Annotated in this window: 22 protein-coding genes; 11 read left to right on the top strand and 11 right to left on the bottom strand. The window is 69.7% G+C overall.

Annotated features, from left to right (window positions below; genetic code table 11):
* The first annotated feature begins 4 nt into the window (after positions 1–4).
* The gene (locus tag VFV67_RS06515; protein ID WP_326468001.1) at positions 5–520 is read left to right on the top strand and encodes an rRNA adenine N-6-methyltransferase family protein; all 516 of its coding nucleotides are present in this window, start codon (positions 5–7) and stop codon (positions 518–520) included.
* Here the strand turns inward: VFV67_RS06515 and VFV67_RS06510 are convergent.
* A complete protein-coding gene (locus VFV67_RS06510) occupies positions 517–1,068 on the bottom strand; it encodes a peroxiredoxin-like family protein (RefSeq protein WP_326467999.1) in 552 nt (183 codons plus the stop codon). The genes VFV67_RS06515 and VFV67_RS06510 overlap by 4 nt on opposite strands.
* A gap of 113 nt (positions 1,069–1,181) precedes the next feature.
* Here VFV67_RS06510 and VFV67_RS06505 point away from each other — a divergent pair, with 113 nt between their 5' ends.
* Complete coding sequence (locus VFV67_RS06505) at positions 1,182–1,973, top strand: intradiol ring-cleavage dioxygenase (RefSeq protein ID WP_326467997.1); 792 nt, start codon at positions 1,182–1,184, stop codon at positions 1,971–1,973.
* Between the two features lie 15 nt (positions 1,974–1,988).
* Positions 1,989–3,197, top strand: a complete 1,209-nt coding sequence (gene kynU, locus VFV67_RS06500; RefSeq protein WP_326468035.1) for a kynureninase — start codon at positions 1,989–1,991, stop codon at positions 3,195–3,197.
* A gap of 39 nt (positions 3,198–3,236) precedes the next feature.
* Here the strand turns inward: kynU and VFV67_RS06495 are convergent, their stop codons facing one another.
* The 6 genes from VFV67_RS06495 to VFV67_RS06465 all read right to left on the bottom strand — a co-directional run bounded on the left by VFV67_RS06495 (position 3,237) and on the right by VFV67_RS06465 (position 8,200).
* Positions 3,237–3,794 (bottom strand): IS5 family transposase, encoded by a 558-nt coding sequence (locus VFV67_RS06495; RefSeq protein WP_326468033.1) that lies wholly within the window; start codon positions 3,792–3,794, stop codon positions 3,237–3,239.
* 322 nt (positions 3,795–4,116) lie between these two features.
* On the bottom strand, positions 4,117–4,785 hold the full coding sequence (locus VFV67_RS06490) for an ABC-2 transporter permease (RefSeq protein ID WP_326467995.1): 669 nt from the start codon (positions 4,783–4,785) through the stop codon (positions 4,117–4,119).
* Position 4,786: 1 nt separating this feature from the next.
* Complete coding sequence (locus VFV67_RS06485; protein WP_326467993.1) at positions 4,787–5,629, bottom strand: ABC transporter ATP-binding protein; 843 nt, start codon at positions 5,627–5,629, stop codon at positions 4,787–4,789.
* On the bottom strand, positions 5,626–6,000 hold the full coding sequence (locus VFV67_RS06480; protein WP_326467992.1) for a GntR family transcriptional regulator: 375 nt from the start codon (positions 5,998–6,000) through the stop codon (positions 5,626–5,628). Before VFV67_RS06480 ends, VFV67_RS06485 begins: the two co-directional genes overlap by 4 nt.
* Positions 6,001–6,840: 840 nt before the next feature.
* Positions 6,841–7,818, bottom strand: coding sequence for an amidohydrolase family protein (locus VFV67_RS06470; protein WP_326467990.1), 978 nt, complete (start codon positions 7,816–7,818; stop codon positions 6,841–6,843).
* On the bottom strand, positions 7,808–8,200 hold the full coding sequence (locus tag VFV67_RS06465) for a metal-sulfur cluster assembly factor (protein WP_326467989.1): 393 nt from the start codon (positions 8,198–8,200) through the stop codon (positions 7,808–7,810). The genes VFV67_RS06470 and VFV67_RS06465 overlap by 11 nt, the downstream gene beginning before the upstream one ends.
* 135 nt (positions 8,201–8,335) lie before the next feature.
* Between VFV67_RS06465 and VFV67_RS06460 the strand changes: the two genes are divergently transcribed.
* The 5 genes from VFV67_RS06460 to VFV67_RS06440 all read left to right on the top strand — a co-directional run bounded on the left by VFV67_RS06460 (position 8,336) and on the right by VFV67_RS06440 (position 12,879).
* The gene (locus tag VFV67_RS06460) at positions 8,336–9,091 is read left to right on the top strand and encodes an IclR family transcriptional regulator (protein ID WP_326467987.1); all 756 of its coding nucleotides are present in this window, start codon (positions 8,336–8,338) and stop codon (positions 9,089–9,091) included.
* 62 nt (positions 9,092–9,153) lie between these two features.
* Entirely contained in the window at positions 9,154–10,260 is a 1,107-nt protein-coding gene (locus VFV67_RS06455) for a substrate-binding domain-containing protein (RefSeq protein WP_326467986.1), read from the top strand.
* 4 nt (positions 10,261–10,264) lie between these two features.
* Positions 10,265–11,230: an ABC transporter permease gene (locus VFV67_RS06450; RefSeq protein WP_326467985.1), complete on the top strand. Its 966-nt coding sequence runs from the start codon at positions 10,265–10,267 to the stop codon at positions 11,228–11,230.
* Positions 11,227–12,009, top strand: coding sequence for an ATP-binding cassette domain-containing protein (locus VFV67_RS06445; protein WP_326467984.1), 783 nt, complete (start codon positions 11,227–11,229; stop codon positions 12,007–12,009). Before VFV67_RS06450 ends, VFV67_RS06445 begins: the two co-directional genes overlap by 4 nt.
* 150 nt (positions 12,010–12,159) lie before the next feature.
* Complete coding sequence (locus tag VFV67_RS06440; protein ID WP_326467983.1) at positions 12,160–12,879, top strand: KH domain-containing protein; 720 nt, start codon at positions 12,160–12,162, stop codon at positions 12,877–12,879.
* Positions 12,880–13,050: 171 nt separating this feature from the next.
* Here VFV67_RS06440 and VFV67_RS06435 read toward each other — a convergent pair whose 3' ends face one another.
* Both VFV67_RS06435 and VFV67_RS06430 read right to left on the bottom strand, forming a co-directional pair.
* Positions 13,051–13,545 carry a DUF397 domain-containing protein gene (locus VFV67_RS06435; RefSeq protein ID WP_326467981.1) on the bottom strand — a complete coding sequence of 165 codons (495 nt, stop codon included), beginning with the start codon at positions 13,543–13,545 and terminating at the stop codon, positions 13,051–13,053.
* A gap of 20 nt (positions 13,546–13,565) precedes the next feature.
* Positions 13,566–14,426, bottom strand: coding sequence for a helix-turn-helix transcriptional regulator (locus VFV67_RS06430; RefSeq protein WP_326467980.1), 861 nt, complete (start codon positions 14,424–14,426; stop codon positions 13,566–13,568).
* 131 nt (positions 14,427–14,557) lie between these two features.
* Here VFV67_RS06430 and VFV67_RS06425 point away from each other — a divergent pair, with 131 nt between their 5' ends.
* Together VFV67_RS06425 and VFV67_RS06420 are read left to right on the top strand one after the other, a co-directional pair.
* Positions 14,558–14,800 carry an AMED_5909 family protein gene (locus VFV67_RS06425; RefSeq protein ID WP_326467979.1) on the top strand — a complete coding sequence of 81 codons (243 nt, stop codon included), beginning with the start codon at positions 14,558–14,560 and terminating at the stop codon, positions 14,798–14,800.
* The gene (locus tag VFV67_RS06420) at positions 14,797–15,102 is read left to right on the top strand and encodes a hypothetical protein (protein ID WP_326467978.1); all 306 of its coding nucleotides are present in this window, start codon (positions 14,797–14,799) and stop codon (positions 15,100–15,102) included. Before VFV67_RS06425 ends, VFV67_RS06420 begins: the two co-directional genes overlap by 4 nt.
* Here VFV67_RS06420 and VFV67_RS06415 read toward each other — a convergent pair.
* A complete protein-coding gene (locus VFV67_RS06415; protein ID WP_326467977.1) occupies positions 15,061–15,918 on the bottom strand; it encodes a U32 family peptidase in 858 nt (285 codons plus the stop codon). The two genes, VFV67_RS06420 and VFV67_RS06415, sit on opposite strands and share 42 nt — an antisense overlap.
* Positions 15,919–16,081: 163 nt before the next feature.
* Between VFV67_RS06415 and VFV67_RS06410 the strand changes: the two genes are divergently transcribed.
* Positions 16,082–16,852, top strand: a complete 771-nt coding sequence (locus VFV67_RS06410) for an IclR family transcriptional regulator (RefSeq protein ID WP_326467976.1) — start codon at positions 16,082–16,084, stop codon at positions 16,850–16,852.
* On the opposite strand, the gene VFV67_RS06405 is transcribed toward VFV67_RS06410, so the two are convergent.
* Entirely contained in the window at positions 16,843–18,234 is a 1,392-nt protein-coding gene (locus VFV67_RS06405) for an alpha/beta hydrolase (protein ID WP_326467975.1), read from the bottom strand. The genes VFV67_RS06410 and VFV67_RS06405 overlap by 10 nt on opposite strands.
* Between the last annotated feature and the right edge of the window lie 167 nt (positions 18,235–18,401).

Below are 18,401 nucleotides of genomic sequence, written 5' to 3'. Positions count from 1 at the left end.
CGCCGTGTCCGCCGCCCGGCGGACGTGGGGGTGGCATCCGCTCGTTGACGAGTGGGCGGCCCGGGTCGTCGCCGATTCCGGCGTCCGCCCGGGCGAACTCGTCGTCGACGCCGGGGCCGGCACCGGTGCCCTCACCCGACACCTGATCGCGGCCGGTGCCCGCGTGCTCGCCGTCGAACTGCACCCGATCCGGGCGCGGTCGCTGCGTGATCGGTTCGCCGGCGCACCGGTGACCGTGGTGCAGGCCGACATCCTGGAGATCCGCTGGCCCGCCCGGCCGTTCCGGGTGGTCGCCAGCCCGCCGTTCGGGATCACCAGCCCATTGCTGCGGCTGCTGCTGCGCCCCGGCTCCCGGCTGCACGCCGCCGACCTGGTCCTGCAACGGGCCGTCGTGCGCCGCTACGCGACCCGCCCCGACCGGCACTGGTCCATCCGCACCGGCCGCCCGCTGCCGCGCGGCGCGTTCGACCCGCCCCCGCAGGTCGACTCGGCGGTGCTGGTGGTCCGCCGCCGTGCCTAGCGGACCAGGGCCAGCAGCTCGTCCACCGACCACTGGTCGTCGGCGTGCTGCCCGTACTTGCTGGCCAGCACCCGCCCGTCGGGCGCGATGAGGAAGTCGGCGGGCAGCCCGAGCCGTCCGTTGGGCTGCCGGCGCGACGGGGGCGGCCGGCGGCGGCGCAGGATCGGGCCGAGGTCGCGCAGCGTGCCCCACACCACCGCGCCCCAGGCCCGCGGGTCGAGCAGCGCGCGCGGCCCGGATTCGACGCCGAACTCGGTGTACTGCCGCTTGTCCGGGTCGGCGACCACGTCGAACGGCAGGTCCGCGATGTGCGGCCGGAGTTCCGCGGCGGGGGAGTGGAACAGCACGACCTCGCGCACGCCGGCCGCGGTGATCTCGGCGTGCCGGCGGACGAACGACCGCAGATGCAGGTTGCACACCGGGCAGCCGGCGAACCGGCGGAACTGCAGGTGCACCAACCGTTCGGGGTCCGGCACCGGCACCAGTGCCCCGGGCACGGTCGCCAGCTTGCGCGCCGTGATCTCGACCCCCGGCTCGATTCTGCTCACCGTCACCGCCTTCTCGTAAGCCCGCCCGTACCGTCAACGGGTTACCACCGATCAAGAGTTCCGGGCGCGATGTGACATTGCGCGGAACGCGGGAAGCGAGGAATGTCGGTGGCGTGCACCGACATGACCGGGGACTGGCCTATGACCTGGCGACGCTGCGCAGCCGGCGGCGGGCATTGACGTTGTTCGGCGGTGCGGGGTTGGCCGTGCTCGCCGGGTGCACGTCCGGGGAGCCGGCGGACCCGGCGACCGCCGCGCCAGCGCCGACGGCCGGCGGTGGGCCGGTCGAGGAGATTCCGGCGGAGACCGGCGGGCCGTTCCCGGGTGACGGGAGCAACGGGCCCAACGTGCTCACCGAAAGCGGGGTCGTGCGCGCGGACATCCGGTCCAGCATCGGTTCGGCGTCCGGGGTGGCGGACGGGGTGCCGCTGCGGCTGGACCTGACCGTGCTCGAGGCGGACACCGGGGACGCGCTGGCCGGGGCCGCGGTGTACGTGTGGCAGTGCGACCGGGAGGGCCGCTACTCGATGTACTCCCCGGGCGCCACCGGGGAGAACTATCTGCGCGGCGTGCAGGCCGCGGACGACTCCGGGCGGCTCGCCTTCACCAGCATCTTCCCGGCCGCGTACTCCGGGCGGTGGCCGCACATCCACTTCGAGGTGTACCGGAGCCTCGGCGACGCCACGGCGGGCGGCACCAAGATCATCACCTCGCAGCTCGCGCTGCCCGAGGAGGTGTGCCGCGCCGTCTACGGCGGCCCCGGCTACGACATCAGCGCGCGCAACTTCGCCCGCACCGACCTGAGCAGCGACACCGTGTTCCGGGACGGTCATGCGCGGCAGTTGGCACAGGTCACCGGAGACGTCGGGAGCGGATTGACCGCCACCCTGGCGATTCCGGTCTGACACGATGGGTGGGTGATGCTCGCCGACGCGCGGTCGCTGGACGAACAGGACAAGCTGGCCGGTTTTCGGGACCGGTTCGTGCCGATCGGGGATCCCGCCGTGGTGGCGTACCTGGACGGCAACTCGCTGGGCCGGCCACCGAAGTCCACTGTAGACAGTTTGAACGATCTCCTTGTCCGGCAATGGGGTTCACGGATGATCCGGGCCTGGGGCGAGGGCTGGCTTGAGCTGCCGGAGCGGATCGGTGACCGGCTCGGCGAGGTGTGCCTCGGCGCCGCGCCCGGCCAGGTGATCGTGGCCGACTCCACGACGATCTGCCTGCACAAGGCGATCCGGGCCGCGGCGGCGCTGCGGCCCGGCCGCACCGAGCTGGTCACCGACGCGCTGAACTTCCCCACCGACCGGTACGTCACCGAGGCGGTCGCCGAGGATCTCGGCCTGACCGTGCGCTGGGTCCGGCCGGACCTGCGGGCCGGGGTCACCGCGGCGCAGCTGGCCGAGGTCGTCGGCGAGTCGACCGCGGTGGTCACCCTCTCGCACGTCGCCTACCGCTCGGCCTACCTGGCCGATCTGGCCGCGATCACCGAATTGGTGCACGAAGCCGGCGCCCTGGTGGTCTGGGACCTGTGCCACAGCGCCGGCGCGGTCCCGGTGCGGCTGGACGCGGGCGGCGCGGACTTCGCGGTCGGCTGCACCTACAAGTTCCTCAACGCCGGCCCGGGCGCGCCCGCGTTCCTCTACGTGCGCGCCGCGCACCAGCCGGACTTCGCGGCGCCGCTGCGTGGCTGGATCGGCACCGAGAACATCTTCGCGATGGACGACGACTTCCGTCCGGCGCCCGGGATGCGCCGGGTGCTCTCCGGCACCCCGCCGATCGCGGGTCTGCTCTGTGTCGCCGCGGGCGTGGAGTTGCTCGCCGAGGCCGGGATCGACCGGGTGCGGGCCAAGTCCACCGCGCTCACCCGAATGCTGATCGAGCTGGCCGACGAGTGGCTGGCCCCGCTCGGCTACACCCTGGCCTCACCGCGCGCGGACGATGAGCGCGGCGGCCACGTCACCCTCGACCATCCGCGGGCCGCGGTGCTGACCGAGCGGTTCGTGAACGCCGGGGTGATCCTCGACTTCCGTGCGCCGCACGGGATCCGGCTCGGCCCGGCCGCGCTGTCCACCAGCTTCGCCGAGCTGTGGGCCGGGCTGGACGTGATCCGCCGCTTGTCCGGTTAGACATTCCCGGACTGTTTCGCTGGAACGCAACGACAGCAGTCAATCCCGGAGTGGCGGTCTGGTGGCCAGCGCGATCGTGATCACCGGGCTGGGCTCGGTGCCGCCGGGTGGCACGATCTGCTCGACCGTCTGGCCTTGCTCGGTGGCCGGATGCAGCTTGGTGCTCCAGCCACCCCGCGACCGCCCGAGCGCGTGATCGGCTGGCTCCCGGTTGGCCCACTCCAGCCGGTGGCTCTTTCTGCGCGCCCCCCTTTTCCGCGCCCCGGCAGCGTGCTGATGCGCCCGAGCGATGGTCGAGTCGACGCTGACATCCCAGGTAATCCACCCCGCAGCGTCGGCCCGGGCCTGTAACCGAGCGAGGATCGCCGCCCAGACCCCGGCCCGCTGCCAACGACGAAACAACCCATAGACCGCCTGCCAGGATCCATACGCAGACGGCACATCCCGCCACGGTGCGCCAACCCGAACCCGCCAGCGGATCCCGTTGATCAACTGCCGCTTCGGCCACTTCGGCGGGCGGCCCGGCCTCTTCCCGACCGGCAGCAGCGGTTCCAGGACCGCCCACTGGACGTCGGACAGATCGGCCCGCCCCGTCACCGCAACGCTCACCGACGAGGTCTCCGGTCTTCTTGATCGTCTTGGTCGATGATCGATCTCTACACAGGTCCTAGCCGCGCTGCTGGACCGGCGTGCCAACCGGCCCGATCGGCGGCCCGGTCAGTGGGCGGCTTGACGGTGCGCGCACAGGACAACGGGGCGTCCCCCCGCGATCGGGGGCGCCGCGTGGCGTCCGGGCCCCGTGGAGTTGGGAGTGCGGGAACCGCATCGGTGGTTTGTGTTCTGGGTAGGGCCGGACTTTGGGGGTTCAGCGCTTCATCAATCCGAGCATCGGGACCGTGTAAGTGAAAGCGGTCGAGCGCTAGAGATCGCGCCGAGCGTAGAGGCGCGCGGAGAGCGCGGTGGAGGCGAGTCCGAGGATGCTGAGGGCCGCGATCGCGGCGACGGTGAGCCGGGCGGGGTTCGCGTCCTCGAGCCACGACAGCAGCCCGGTGCGGACAGCGGGGAACCCCCATGCGAGGAATAGGACGGCGATGATGATGGCGGGAGGGAAGACGGCGACGATGCGAATCGGGCCCGGGCCGGTCGCGAAGAACGCGGGTAGTTGGGCGACAAGCAGAATGCCGATGAGCGTGACGCTGGCGGCGGCGACGACGGCGACGACGGCCCACTCGAACTCGGCGCCGAAGGCGAGCGCGGCAACCGGAGCCACGAGGGTCCCTGCGACGGTGAGTGCGATCAGCAGCAGTAGGCAGGTCGCATAACGGCCGAGGACGACGTGCTGGCGCCGGATGCCGAGCGCGGCGTAGAGGGTGTCGAGGCGGCCGCGTTCGTCGTTTCCGAACAGGTGCATCGGGGTGTTGAGAACCGCCAAGCAGGATATCCCCGGGATCAGCAGGTACGGGCTGAGGAGCACGGCGCTGGCCACCAGCGTCGAGACGCCGACGATCGCCGCAGGGATGATCAAGAACTTCGCGTTGGGCCGCATGGACCGCAGGTCCAGGCCGACGAAGCGGGCAATGGCATGCATGTCAGGGCTCCTCGTCGCTGGACCGCACATGATGAACGACGACCCGCTCGATCGTCGGGGTCTCGATCTGGACGCCCGAGCCGAACCCGGCGGTGTCGGCGGTGCGGATGATGCCGTCGAAGTTGTGCTGACCGCGGCGCAGGCCCCGGATCAGTGGTGTGTTCTCCGCGGTGAGGTCCGTCAACGCTCCTCGAATGTAGGCGAACTCCTCGATGAGTTCGTCCACGGCGCCGGAGTAGATGACCTGACCGCCATCGACGAACACTAGGTAGTCGGCGAAGTGCTCCAGGTCGCTGGTGATGTGCGTGGAGAACAGTATCGACGCCTCCGGACGGCGCATGTGCTCGCGCAGCAGATCGACCAGGTCGGCACGCGCGGCCGGGTCAAGGCCGCTGGTGGGCTCATCCAGGATCAGCAGATCGGGATGATTGCCCATCGCCAGCCCGATCATCAGCTTGTTGCCCTGGCCCCGCGACAGCTTGTTCACTCGCTCGTTGGCCCCCAGCCTGAACCGGCGGCACAGCCGGTCGAACCAGTCCTGGTCCCAACCGGGTCGAGACGCGGCATAGGCGGCCGCCGCGTCACGGACGCGCCAGTACGGCAGCACGAACGGTTGGTCGAACACGACCCCGACCTCGCCGATCGGCGGCATCGCGATCGTTCCCGCGTCCGAGCGGACGAGCCCGAGCAGCGTGCGCAGCGTCGTCGTCTTGCCCGAGCCGTTGGCACCGACCATCCCGGTGACGAAGCCCCGCGGAACGCGAAGGTCCAGCGGGCCGAGGGTGAAGTCTCCGCGGCGCTTCACGAGCCCGACGGCCTCCACAATGTGCTCTGTCGTGTTCATCGCTCCCATTCCTGCGCGAGCATCGCAGTCAACTCCTCCAGCGAGACCAGGCCGATGTGCCGGGTGCGCTCGACGATCTGCCGAAACTCCGCCCGCGCCCGGTCCAGACAGTCCCAGCGGGCCTGCTCTGGGTCGATCTGCGCGACGAACGAGCCCTTGCCAGGCACGTTCACGATCAGCCCCTCGGCGGCCAGGTCGTTGTACGCCCGCGTGGTCGTGATCAGGCTGACCCGCAACTCTGCGGCCAGCGCGCGCAATGACGGCAGCGGCGTCCCGGCCGCGAGCTCCCCGGCCATGATCTGCTGTCGAATCTGCTCAACGATCTGCTCATACAGGGGTACTCCGGGCACAGGCGAGACGATGACGTGCATCCGCAAAGCCTCCACCACATCTACTGTCTATGCTCAGTATGGACAGATGCCGGCTGCGGAGTCAAGAGGGCGAGGTCGCGCCGACTCCTCCCGGGCCAACCGGCCTACCCGCGCCGCCACCGGATCGCCCGCGACGATCCCCGTCAAGGCCGACCAACACACCCATCGCCGAGCCAAAGGCTCGGCCGGAGGACGGCCACCAGCGTTCGATCCACAGCTCTACAAGCAGCGCCACGCCGTGGAATGCGGCATCAACCGACTCAAACGCCACCGCGCCGTGGCCACCAGGTACGACTCGCCCTGCGCTACCAAGCCACCGTGCACGTCGCCACCATCGACATCTGGCTACGCGCCCTCGCCAACACCACTTTCTAAACAGGTCCTAGCGCTCAGGCCCCGGCGAGTTCCCGGCTCCGGACCGGCGAGTCGTTACGTCGGGCCGATCGCCGCCGCTGCGCGGCGCGGCCGCCGCGCAGCGGCGGCGGTGCGGTGCGGCGGTGTGGGTGCGGGGTGGGCTGCCGGAACCGGCCAGTCCGCTGCATCCCGGATCGGCGGTTCGGGGGCTGGAATCGGCGATTCGGGTGTTGGAGCCGGGGGTTCGGGTGCTGGAGCCGGGGACTCGCCGGAGGGCGCCGGGCGTTCGGCGAGTTGCTGGGTCGGGGTCGACGAGTTGCCGGGTCCGGGTTGGTGAGTTGCTGGGTCCGGGTGGGCGAGTCTTGGGTTCTGGGGGTGGTGAGTGCCGGTTCCGGCGCCAGGGGGTAAGCGCCGGAACCGGCGATCGGCGGCCCTGCTCCGCCGGGCGGTCGCCGCCGGTGGATCCGGGGTGGTGGCGGCGGGCGCTTAACGCGGTTTGTCGATGCCGTGCAGGCGCAGGAGGTTCTCGCCGAGGATCTTGCGTTTGGCGGTGTCGGTGAGCTGGGGATAGCCGTAGCCGTCGCAGAGGTCCTGCGGGATCTGGAAGTCCATGAAGGCACGCAATGCCCACTGCGGGTGGAAGATCGGCGCCTCGCTGCCGTAGACGATCTTGTCTTCGCCGCACCAGAACAGCAGTTTCCCGATGATCTCGGCGAACATGCGGGGCGCCCGGACCACGAAGTTGATCGTGGCGGCGATCGAGGCGTACAGGTTCGGGTAGCGGATGAGCTGCCAGCACGTCTCGTCCAGGAACGGCAGGCCGACGTGGTAGATCACGAAGTTGATGTCCGGGAAGTTGGCCGCGGCGCCGTCCATGTCCCAGGTCTGCGTGTGCTCGATCGGTTGGGGGCCGAGCGGCACGCCCTTGTGCACACCGATCAGGTTCACGCCGAGTTCCTGCGCCTTCTCGAACACCGGGAAGGCCACCCGCGGATCGTCCATCCGCCAGGGGAACGGCTGGCCGTAGTCGTAGCGCACGTTGTAGAACTTGAACGCCTTCGCGCCGAACTCGCCGACCTGACGCTCCATCAGGTCCAGCGCGCGCCGGCCCTCAAGCGGGTTCACCGAACCCCAGAACACCGTCTTGTCCGGGTCGCGCGCGGCCAGCTCCGCGCACTCCTCCCACGGGGACAGCCCGTCGGCGTACAGGTCGGTCAGCGGCAGCGGCATCGCCACCAGCATGTCGGTGTCCGACTCCTCGTAGACCATCCGCCGGATGTCCTCGATCGTCCACTTGCGCAGGAACTGCTCGGCGGACAGGTGGGTGGCGTCGTCCGGGGTCAGCGTGGCGTGGAAGGCGTAGAGGTGGTTGGAGAACATCTCGCCCGGCTTGCCGAACGCGTTCTTCGGCTCGAAGTTGAACGGGTGGGCCACCCCGTCGAACACGAAGACGTCATCGATCACGGCCGGCCTCCTTCCGGGTCGGTTGGTGTGCGGCGATGTAGGCGTCCCGGTCGGCGACCGCCACCGGGTCGGGCAGGAAGCGCAGCTTGGACCGGGCCGAGTCGGACAGCCGGTCAGTGGTCCACGGGGTGTGCCAGACGATCTCGACCTCGGCGGTGTCCACGCCGGGCAGGGCCTCGACCCGCTCGCGCACGTCGGTGAGCACCCGCGCGGCGAACGGGCACCAGCCGGAGGTGAGCAGCAGCTCCACCCGGGCGTGCCCGTCGTGCTCCGACACCGAGTGCAGCAATCCCATGTCCACCACGGAGATGCCCTTCTCCCGGCAGCACGGGTCGAACACGTCGGACAGCGCGTCGGCGAAGCGTTTCGGAATCCGCTCCATCCCTCGACCCTCGCAGTCCGCACCGCCGGCCTCAACTCGGAGATTTCAAATGACGAAAACGGGGGATGGCCGACGCCCGCGGTGGCGGCGCACAATGGGTGCGCCGGTGACCCCGAGGTCGTGGGACGGTGAGCCATGCGCGACGCGGCACCCGAACCGTCCGACCTGGTTCGCTCGGTGTCCCGGGCGTTCCGGGTGCTCGAGGAGGTGGGCGCGAGCCCGGCCCCGCTGACCGTGAAGGCGATCGCCCGCCGCTGCGAGCTGAACCTGTCCACCGCCTATCACCTGGTCCGCACGTTGACCTACGAGGGTTACCTCACCCGGGGCGACGACGGCCACTACCGGCTGGGCTCCTCGGTGGCCATGCGGTTCCACGAGATGCTGTCCTCGCTGCACCGGCCACCGCAGGCGCACCAGGTGCTGCGGCACCTGTCGGCGCTCACCCGGCGCACCGCCTACCTCGGTAGGTTCGTCTCCGGCCGGATCATGATCACCGATCTGGTCGAGGGCCCGGACTCGCCGTACCTGGAGGATCTCGAGGTCGGCCTGGACGTGGCCGCGCACGCCACGGTGATCGGCAAGACGCTGCTCGCCGCGCTGCCCCGATCCCGGCGGGCCGAGTACCTGGCCGAGCAGGGCATGCCCCGGTTCACCGCGCGCACGACGGTGGACACCGACGAGCTGGAGGCGGAGCTGTCCGGCATCCGGGCCGGCCGGGCGGTGCTCGAGCACGGCCAGTTCCGGGACGGGGTGTCCTGCGTCGGCGCGCTGATCCGGCGGGACTGCGCCGAGGACCCGTGGTGGACCGTGGTTTCGTCCACTTTGGACGACGAGGTGCCCGGTGAGCTGGTCTGGCACACCGTGCGGGCCGCCCGGGACCTGGGCTCTTGACTAAATGGACCAATCATCGAATGATTCATGCACTACCGCCGAGATGGACGCGGGGGCATACGATGACGTACCAGGCTGGCAACCCTTCTCGTAGGACGGCACTGAGGTATCTCGGCGTCGGAGGCGGTGCGGCAGCGGCGAGCGCGCTGCTGGCGTCGTGCACCGGCGTCCAGGAGGGCCAGGGCGGCGAGAACGCTGCCGCCACCGGCAACTTCCCGGATACCCCGGACTGGCGGTTCGTGTTCGTCAACCACGTGACCACGAACTCGTTCTTCGTCCCGACCAAGACCGGCATGGCCGACGCGGCGGCCCTGCTCGGCATCCCCGAGCCGCAGTGGACCGGCTCGGAGAACGGCAACGTGGCCCAGATGGCCAGCGCCATGGAGACCGCGATCAACGCCAACGCACCCGGCATCGCCATCGCGCTGACCGACAACAGCGCGTTCATCGAGCCGACCAAGACCGCGCTCGGCAAGGGCATCCCGGTCATCGCCTACAACGCCAACGCGGCCAACAACTTCCCGCTGTCCTACGTCGGGCAGGACCTGTACTTATCCGGTTTCCTCATGGGCCAGCGGATCGCCCGGGACGTCCAGTCCGGCGACATCCTGGTCGGCATCTCCCAGCCGGGCGGCAACAACGTGCAGCCCCGGCTGGACGGGATCATCGACGCCCTGCGGGTGGCCGCGCCCGGCGTGACCGTGCGGTCGGTCAACACCGGCGCCGAGCAGGCCGGCGAGCTGAACGCGATGACCGCCGCCTACACCGGGAACCAGGGCGCCAAGGGCATCTACGCGGTCGACGCCGGCAGCACCGAGGCCTGCGCGAAGCTGATCACCGACCGCGGCCTGACCGGTCAGATCCGCGGCGGCGGGTTCGACCTGCTCAAGGGCTCGCTCGAGGGCGTGAAGTCGGGCGCGCTGGACTTCACCATCGACCAGTCGCCGTACCTGCAGGGCTTCCTGACCGTGCTGTACCTGTACCTGTACCGGCTGTCCGGCACGTTGGTCTCCCCGCCGGTCACCGACACCGGCCTGACCTTCGTGACCAAGGAGGTCGCCGACCTGTACCTGTCGGCGGACAGCAAGTTCGAGGGCGGCTCGAAGAGCGAACTGATCAACATGCCGTCGGCGATCCCGCTGCCGCCGCCGCAGCAGTTGAACCGGTAGCGACATGTCGTTCCTGGTCGGTCTGACCCGGATCAAGGAACTCAGCATCCTGCTGGTGACGATCGCCGCAGGCATCTACTTCACCGTCACCAGCGACGCGTTCAACTCGCTCGCGAACTACCAGACGATCGCCCAGTACGTCGCCCCCTGGGCGATCGTCGCGGCGGGCGAGGTGATGCTGCTCATCTGCGGTGAGATCGACCTGTCCGCCGGGTTCGTGTTCACGCTGTCTCCGTTCGTGCTGATGCTGTTCTACGTCAACGGGGCGCCGATGGCCGTGGCGCTGTTCGGCGCGATCCTGATCTGCACGCTGATCGGGACGGTCAACGGGTTGATTCGGACCGTGCTCACACTGCCGTCGTTCATCACCACGCTGGGCATGGCGTTCCTGCTCCAGGGTCTGGTCCTGATCATCTCCAACGCCCGGCCGGTCAGCGTGCCGACCGGGCACGGGATCCTGGAGGTGTTCGGCGGGGCGCGGTGGTCGGAGTTCATGTGGGCGCTGGTGATCGTGGCGATCATGCAGACGCTGTTGTCCGCCACCAGGTTCGGCATCTACACCCAGGCCACCGGCGGAAACCCGATCGGAGCCGCCGAGTCTGGGATCCGGGTGAACCGGGTCAAGGTGGTCAACTTCGCGATCTGCAGCACGCTCGCCGGGCTGGCCGGCATCCTGCAGGGCACCCGGGTCGACTCCTACGACCCGACCAACGGCGGTTTCAACGTGATGTTCTTCGCCGTGGCGTCGGCGGTCATCGGCGGTACGGCGCTGCTCGGCGGATCCGGGACGGTGATCGGGGCGTTCCTCGGCGCGCTGCTGCTCGGCATCGTGTTCGACGGGTTCAACCTCACCGGGGTCAGCGCCAACGCGTTCAACGTGGTGCTGGGCATCGCCATCCTGTTCGCCATGATTCTCAACGTGTCACTGATCGTGCTGCGAAAACGGTTCGGCACCCGGGGGGTGACATGACCGAGGACAACGGCATCCCGATGGTGATGGAGGCCAGGAACATCAGCAAGAAGTTCGGCCCGGTCACCGCGCTGCGCGACATCAACCTGCACGTGCGCAAGGGCGAGATCCTCGGCCTGATCGGCGACAACGGCGCCGGCAAGTCCACGCTGATCAAGATCCTGACCGGGTACCACCAGCCCGACGGCGGGTCGCTGCAATTCGAGGGCGAGGACGTGACGCTCCGCTCGGTGGTGCACGCCCGCTCGCTCGGCATCGAGACCGTGTTCCAGGATCTGGCCCTGGTCAACGACCTGCCCGTCTACCTCAACCTGCACCTGAACAAGGAACTGGTGCACCGCCCGATCCCGTTCCTGCGCCGCAAGGAGATGCGCCGCCGGGCCCGCGAGGCCCTCGACTCGATCGGCATCCGCATTCCCTCGGTCAACATCGAGGTCGCCCTGCTCTCCGGCGGCCAGCGCCAGGCGATCGCGGTGGCCCGGTCCGTCTACTCCAACGCGAAACTGCTGTTGCTGGACGAGCCGCTGGCCGCCATGGGCGCCAAGGAAAGCGGCCTGATCCTGCGCCTGCTCGACTCGCTCAAGCGCCGCGGCGACCTCGCGATCATCCTGATCGCACACAACTACAGCCAGATCGTCGACATCTGCGACCGGGTGAACCTGCTGCAGCACGGCGAGATCACCTTCGACCGCGCCTCGAAGGACACCTCGGTCGCCGAACTCCTCGAACTGGTGCACGCCGAGTACCGCCTCAACCCCACCCAGGCCGACCATTCATGAGTTTGAACCTGCCCTCCGGGTGTATTGGATAGGTCTGTATCTGGCTTGCGGCTGAAATTGGTTCGTGGGGCGGGATTATCTGGTTGTCGTGATGGAGGTGCCGGGTAGTCTGGGTGCCGGCAGGAGCGCCTGCCGCACTCCGAGCTGTCCGTGGCCCGTGCCCGCGGCGGCGGTGAGGACAAGGGCCGCTGGTTCGCGCTGTCGGTGAGTTCGGTCATTGCTGAGCCAGGCGATCAGGGCGCGGGGCGGTATCGCCGTGAGGGGCATGGCGTGACTGACGACAGCGCGTTGAAGAAGCAGATCCGGGCCCGGATGGCCGAGACCGGGGAGAAGTACACCGTCGCCCGTCGGATGGTGGTTGCCGGGCGTGCTGCCGGCCAGCCGCCGGTGGTGTTGCGGGTTTATCTGAATCCGAACGTGGATGTGGCGCTGACCGCCGAGGCGGGTCGGGCGTATGCCGCGGCTGATGAGCAGGGGCGCCGGGAGATCGTGGGCCGGCTGCTGGCGGAGCAGATCGAGGTGGCCGGGGCGGACGCGGGACTTGCCGCTGGTTCGAAGGTGGTGACGGACCTGGAGTTGCGCGCCGAGGCGGAGGCCGCGCAGGACGCCGCGGTCCGCGGTGTGGTGCAGCGGGGGGTGGAACGGGCGGTCGGGCTGTCGGCGGTGGAGGTGAGCCGGGCCGCGGATCGGCTGCGGGTCGATATCCGCGCCGCCCGGCCGATCTTGCTGGCCGGTCCTCGCGGTGCGGAGGCCGACCGGCTCCGCGGCGAGTTGGAGGAGTTGACCGGCAGGCGGGTGCGGCTGGACATCCGGGAGGTGCCTGACCCGCAGGAGGAGTCGCGGAGCGCAGGGTCCGAGCGCGCGGGCTGAGGACCGGTGCGCCGGTCTGTGCACGGTCGGTCCTGTCCCGGAACCGGCCTGCCGCGCGTTCGGCGAGATGGTCGGCGCCCCTGTCGGCCACAGCAATCGAGGCGGCAGCGAACAAAGATCGCCGCAGGCGCCGGCCTGCGGCCGGGGCCGGGACACGAGCCGTGGCGTGGGTCAGCGGGTCGCGGTTGGGCGGAACTCGATTGTCTGTACGGCTTGTAAGAGGTGGCGGAGGTCGGCGCGCAGGAGGGGGCCGGTCGGGTTCTTGGAGTCGCGCAGGGCGGTGAGGTCGTGGGCGACTTCGACGCAGTCGGGGCCGTTGCTGCTGAAGCTGGAGGTTCGCCACCGGAGGTGATCCGGTCCGTCCTGAACGGCGCGCAGGAAGGTGCGGAGGTTGGCCTGCAGGACCGGGCCGGTGGGGTTCTTGGAGTCGCGGAGGGCGGTGAGGTCGTGGGCGACTTCGACACAGTTCGTGCCGTTGCTGCTGAAGCTTGAGACCCGCCACCGGACCGCGCCGAGGAAGGTGCGGAGGTTGGCCTGCAGGATGGGGCCGGTGGGGTTCTTGGAATCGCGGAGGGCCGTGAGGTCGTGGGCGACCTGCACGCAGTTCGGTCCGTTGCTGCTGAAGCTTGACGTCCGCCACCGAAGGCTACGGGGTGCGGTGGGCATCGGGAGGCTCCTTCCAGCCGTCAATCGAGCGCTGCCAGCCGGGCCGTGATCGCTGCGACGGATTGCGGCTGCGACAACGCAATGGAGCGCAAGAGTTCCGCGCTCTTAGTGTACTTCTCGACCTGATGCTGATCTTGGATGTACACGGCGTCATCGGGGATTCCGACATAGCCGACCGGCTGCGCCTGATCGAAGTGCAGCACGGTGAACTGGCCCTCCAGGCCATCATGGCGGCCGATGGCGATCGGCAGGATCAGGATCTCGACGTTGTGGCGTTTCGACAGGTCGATCAGGTGGCGGAGTTGGTCGCGCATGACGTGCCGGGCGTTGTCGCCGCCGATCGGTCGGTCCAGGATGGATTCCTCGATGAGCGCGGTGAGCCGGAGCGGATGGTCATCGTTGAACAGCCGCTGTTGGCGTTCCATGCGCAGGCCGACCAGGCGCTCCTGCTGGTCCGGTCGCACCCGCGCGCTTGGTGAGGTCACCCCGGCCGAATACTCCTTGGTCTGCACGAGGGCGGGGAGGACCAGCGGCATGTAGGTGATCACGTGTGAGGCCAGGCCTTCGAGGCCGACGTAGGTTTTGGCCCAGTCGGGGAGGATGTCGTTCCAGCGGGCCAGCCAACTGCTTTGGCCGGCGCGGCCGGCCAAGGCTGACAGGCGCTCGACGTCGTATTTGGGGGCGCCGTAGAGGTCGAGCATGGTGGCGATCTGTTCGGGGGCCGGAAAGTACCTGCCGGCCTCGAAGTGGCCGACCATGCCCGCCGAGATGCCGAGGGCTTTGGCGGCGACGGCTTGGGACACTCCGGACTGCTTGCGGTAGTTGGTCAGTTCGACGCCGATCAGCCACCGCAGGGCCGGGGGATCGCTTCGTTCCGCCACCGGGCCGCCTTTCTCGTTCGCCAGTCGCCGGACAGTCTGCCGGCGAAGCGTGTGCCGGGGCCGATCTTCCACCCGATCGTGCTACGGCGAGAACTATAGGCCTAGCTGATTTGAAAGTTACTCTGCTAGATGTGCAACGGACCGGCCTGACCTCGACGCCGAACACCCTGGCCGAGGCGCACGAGGCGCTGATGAAGATTCGGCCCGCCCGGCAGGCTTCGCTGACGGCGTGGCGGAACTACCGGTTGCTGGCCGCGCGGGTGTACGCCGAGATGGCCGACGTCGACCGGTTCCACCATCATGAGGCGCTCTATTGGGCGCAGCTGGAACGGGAAGAGGCCGACACCATCGCCCGGAAGATGTCGGCGGGTTGACCGGGGTGCTGGCCTTCGCCTCGGGTGCGTTGGCGGTGGGGCTCGCCTGGGCGATCTGCTGCCTGGTGGCTGACAAGCGCACCGCACAGATGCACGTGTTCCGAGGACAGGGGGAGGCGATCACGGTGGCCGAGTTGCTGGACGACGCGGCCGAGCGCCGGGCGGGGGTGCGGCTGAACTGGCCGACCGACGACCGCGAGTTCAGTCCGATCCGGCCGGATGACCGGGGCCAGTATCCGACCGTGATCCTGCCCCGGATCTCAGGGGACGGGCAGGGCGAGCCCGGCGGCGCCGGGGGGTGAGCAGATCGCCGTGCTTCCGGAGCGGTGCAACAGGTCCAATCCGAGCCGGGCGCGGCGGACGCGTTCCCGGGACAGGCCGACGGTGAGGTCCTCGAGGTGGCTGCCGGACGGGTACACGTCCGGCGCGTTGCGCAGCCCGAACTTGGTGTAGACCGGCGCGGCCAGCTCGACCAGCCGGGGCAGCTCGTGGTGCCGCACGAACCCGCCGAGGTTGTCCGGCGCCTCGACGTAGACGTCCAGCGGGACGTCGACCGCGGCCCGGATCTCGGCGATCTGCGCCAGGCTCAGGTCGGTCGGCAGGTTCAGCGTGTTCGCGCCCAGCCCGACCAGCACCTCGGCGGTGGCCGGGTTGGCCACCGGCAGCATCACCGACACCTTCGCCTGCAGGTCGGCCGGCAGCTCACCGGCCGCGCGCAGCCGGCCCAGCGTGGCCAGCACCCCGAGGTCGGACACCAGCACGCTGCGCACACCGAGATCGGCGGCCCGCCGGATCTCGTCCATCACCGCGGACAGCTGATCCTGGCCCCACGCCGTTGGCGCGAGCACCGCACCGGCCGGGGTGCGAGCCATGGCCGACGTGCCCCAGGCCGCGCACGGCCGGGCGAACAGGCTCAGCTCGACACCGGCCGCGGCGGCCAGCTTGACCATCTCGCCGATGTCCGCATCGGTCATCAGGCCCACGCCGCTGCCCTGCGACACGCGGGAGACCGGCACCTCGAGCCGGTCCGCCTCGGTCAGTACCGCGTCGAGACACCGTGGCCCCTCGACGCTGGGGATCTCCACCCGGTAATGCGCGCCGTCCGGGAAGCGTGGCACCCGCCCCCTCCTTGTTCGAAATACCGAAATCCGTTCGACTTCGAATTACCGTCGAATCTACGGGCTGCCGGGTCGCTGGGTCAAGATCCACTACCGGCGTTTTGACAGCTCAGTCCCGCCTTACCTAAGCTCCCGTCCAACATTTCGTACCCCATTCGACGAGGTGACGCCGTTGGGTCGCGCGGTTCCGGCGGTCGGTCGTGCCCTGGACATCCTCGAGCTTCTGCTGGACACTCCCGAAATTTCCGCCCCGGAGATCACCGAGCGGCTTGGCCTGCCGCGGACCACGGTGCACGAACTGGTCACCACCCTGGCCGACCGCTCCTACCTGATTCCGATTCCCGGCCAGCCGACCCGGTACCGCCTGGGATTGCGGCTGTTCCTGCTCGGCAGCAGCTTTGCCGAGCGGCTGGACATTTCCCATGAGGCACAGCAGGTCGCGCAGGAGGTCGCCGCGAGTTGCGACGAGACGGTCCACGTGGCACTGCTCGAGGGCACCGAGGTCGTCTACATCGCGAAGATGGACAGCACGCATCCGGTGCGCATGGTGTCCGCGGTCGGCCGCAGGCTGCCCGCGCACTGCACCGGTGTGGGCAAAATGCTGCTCTCCGGACTGGGCTCCGACGAACTGGACGCGCTGTACCCGCGCAACCGCACGCTGCTGGCCATGACCCCGCGCAGCATCACCTCGCCGACCAAGCTGCGCACCCACCTGGCCGCGGTCCGCAAGGCCGGGATCGCCTACGACGACTGCGAGTCCAACACGGCCGTGCACTGCGTGGCCGCGCCGGTCTACGAGCGGTCCGGTGCGATGGTCGCGGCGATGAGCATCTCGGTGCCCAACATCCGGTGGGACGACCGGTCCCGGGAGGAGTGGACCGAGCTGGTGCGCTCCGGCGCCGACGCCCTGTCCCGCCGGCTCGGCTACCGCTGACCCAACGGACGCAGCAGCGCGGCGAGCGGGCGCACGTCCCGGGTCGCGGTTGCGCCGGTCTCCCGTGGGCAGAACGTGTCCCGGGCCGGGCGCCGGCCGGTGAGCAGGAACTCGCTGACCATGTCGTTGCCGCAGGCGCTGGCCGACAGCAGGTACACGCCGTGACCGCCCTGGTCCACCGTGACCAGCCGGGCGCGGTGGCCGAATGCCAGCCGCAGCTCGACCGCGCCGGGTAGCGGGGTGGCCGGGTCGCGCAGGTTCTCCATGATCAGGATGTTGGCCGGGCCGCGGTCGTCGATGCGCACCGGACGTTCGACCGGATCGATCGGCCAGAACGCGCACGGCCAGATGTTCGCCGCCGCGGCACCGAACATCGGGAACCGGATCCGGTCGACGGCCACGCTGTGCTGGTAGGTGCGCACCGACTCGGGCCATTCGGTGTCGTTGCAGATCACGTGCAGCTGGGAAGCCAGGACGTTCTCGATGTCCTGTGCGGCCAACGCCCTGCCGGGTAGCGGGCCGGCGGCGTCGACCGCCTGCCAGACCTCGGCCAGTTCGGGGAAGGTCCGGTCGTCGTAGAGCCGGCTGAACGTGAACGTGCGGAACAGCGCGCCGTCCGCCCCTTGGAACGGCTCGCGGTCGAGCCGCGTGGCCAGTTCGAAGTACTTGGCCGTGATCGCGGCCGGGGTGGCGCCGAGGCCATAGGTGGCGTCCCGCTGTGCGGCCCAGGCGGCGAAGTCGGGGAACCGGATCTGGAACCCGAGGGCGAGCCGGCGCGAGGCGGTCACGTCGAAGCCTTCGGGGCCGACCGCGCTGTCCAGCACGATCCGGTCCGTGCGGTGCGGGAACAGCGTCGCGTACACCGCGCCGAGGTAGGTGCCGTAGGACAGGCCCCAGTAGGAGATCGTCGGCTCGCCGAGCGCGGCCCGGATCCGGTCCATGTCCCTGGCCGTGTTCGCGGTGCTGATGTGCGGCAGGATCGCCGCCGTCGGCGAATCGCCGCACAGCCGCGCGATCCCGGCCACCTCCACGGCCCGCCGCCGGACGTCGGCCGCGTCGCGTGCGTACGGCGGGACGTTGGTCGTCTGCAGCTCGGGCGGGAACTGGCAGGTGACCGGCGTGCTGTACTGCATTCCACGCGGATCGAAGCCGATCAGGTCGTAGGACTCGGCGACCTCCGGCTCGGCCAGGATGGCGAACGCGACCGGCAGATCCAGTCCCTCGCCGCCCGGGCCGCCCGGGTTCATCAGCAGAACTCCGCGCCGCTTGGCCGGGTTCGGGCTGGCCAACCGGGACACCGCCACTTCGATCGTGGCGCCGCTCGGGTTCCGGTAGTCCAGCGGGACGTCCAGGGTCGCACACTGTAACTGGGGCGACGGCAACGCCAGCTCCGGACACGGACCCCAGTCGAGCGATCCGGCGGGTTCGGCGGCGGCAGGCGGAACTGCGGTGACGGAGGCAATGGCGGCGAATACGGAAATCAGGACAGCAACCCCTCGCATACCCCGAGGCTACGACCTGGGGCAAGCGTTTTGGGCAGGCGATCTTC

The sequence above is a fragment of the Actinophytocola sp. genome (genome assembly GCF_035762905.1).
Classification (GTDB): domain Bacteria; phylum Actinomycetota; class Actinomycetes; order Mycobacteriales; family Pseudonocardiaceae; genus DASYTH01.
This window is presented reverse-complemented; position numbering and strand designations above follow the sequence as displayed.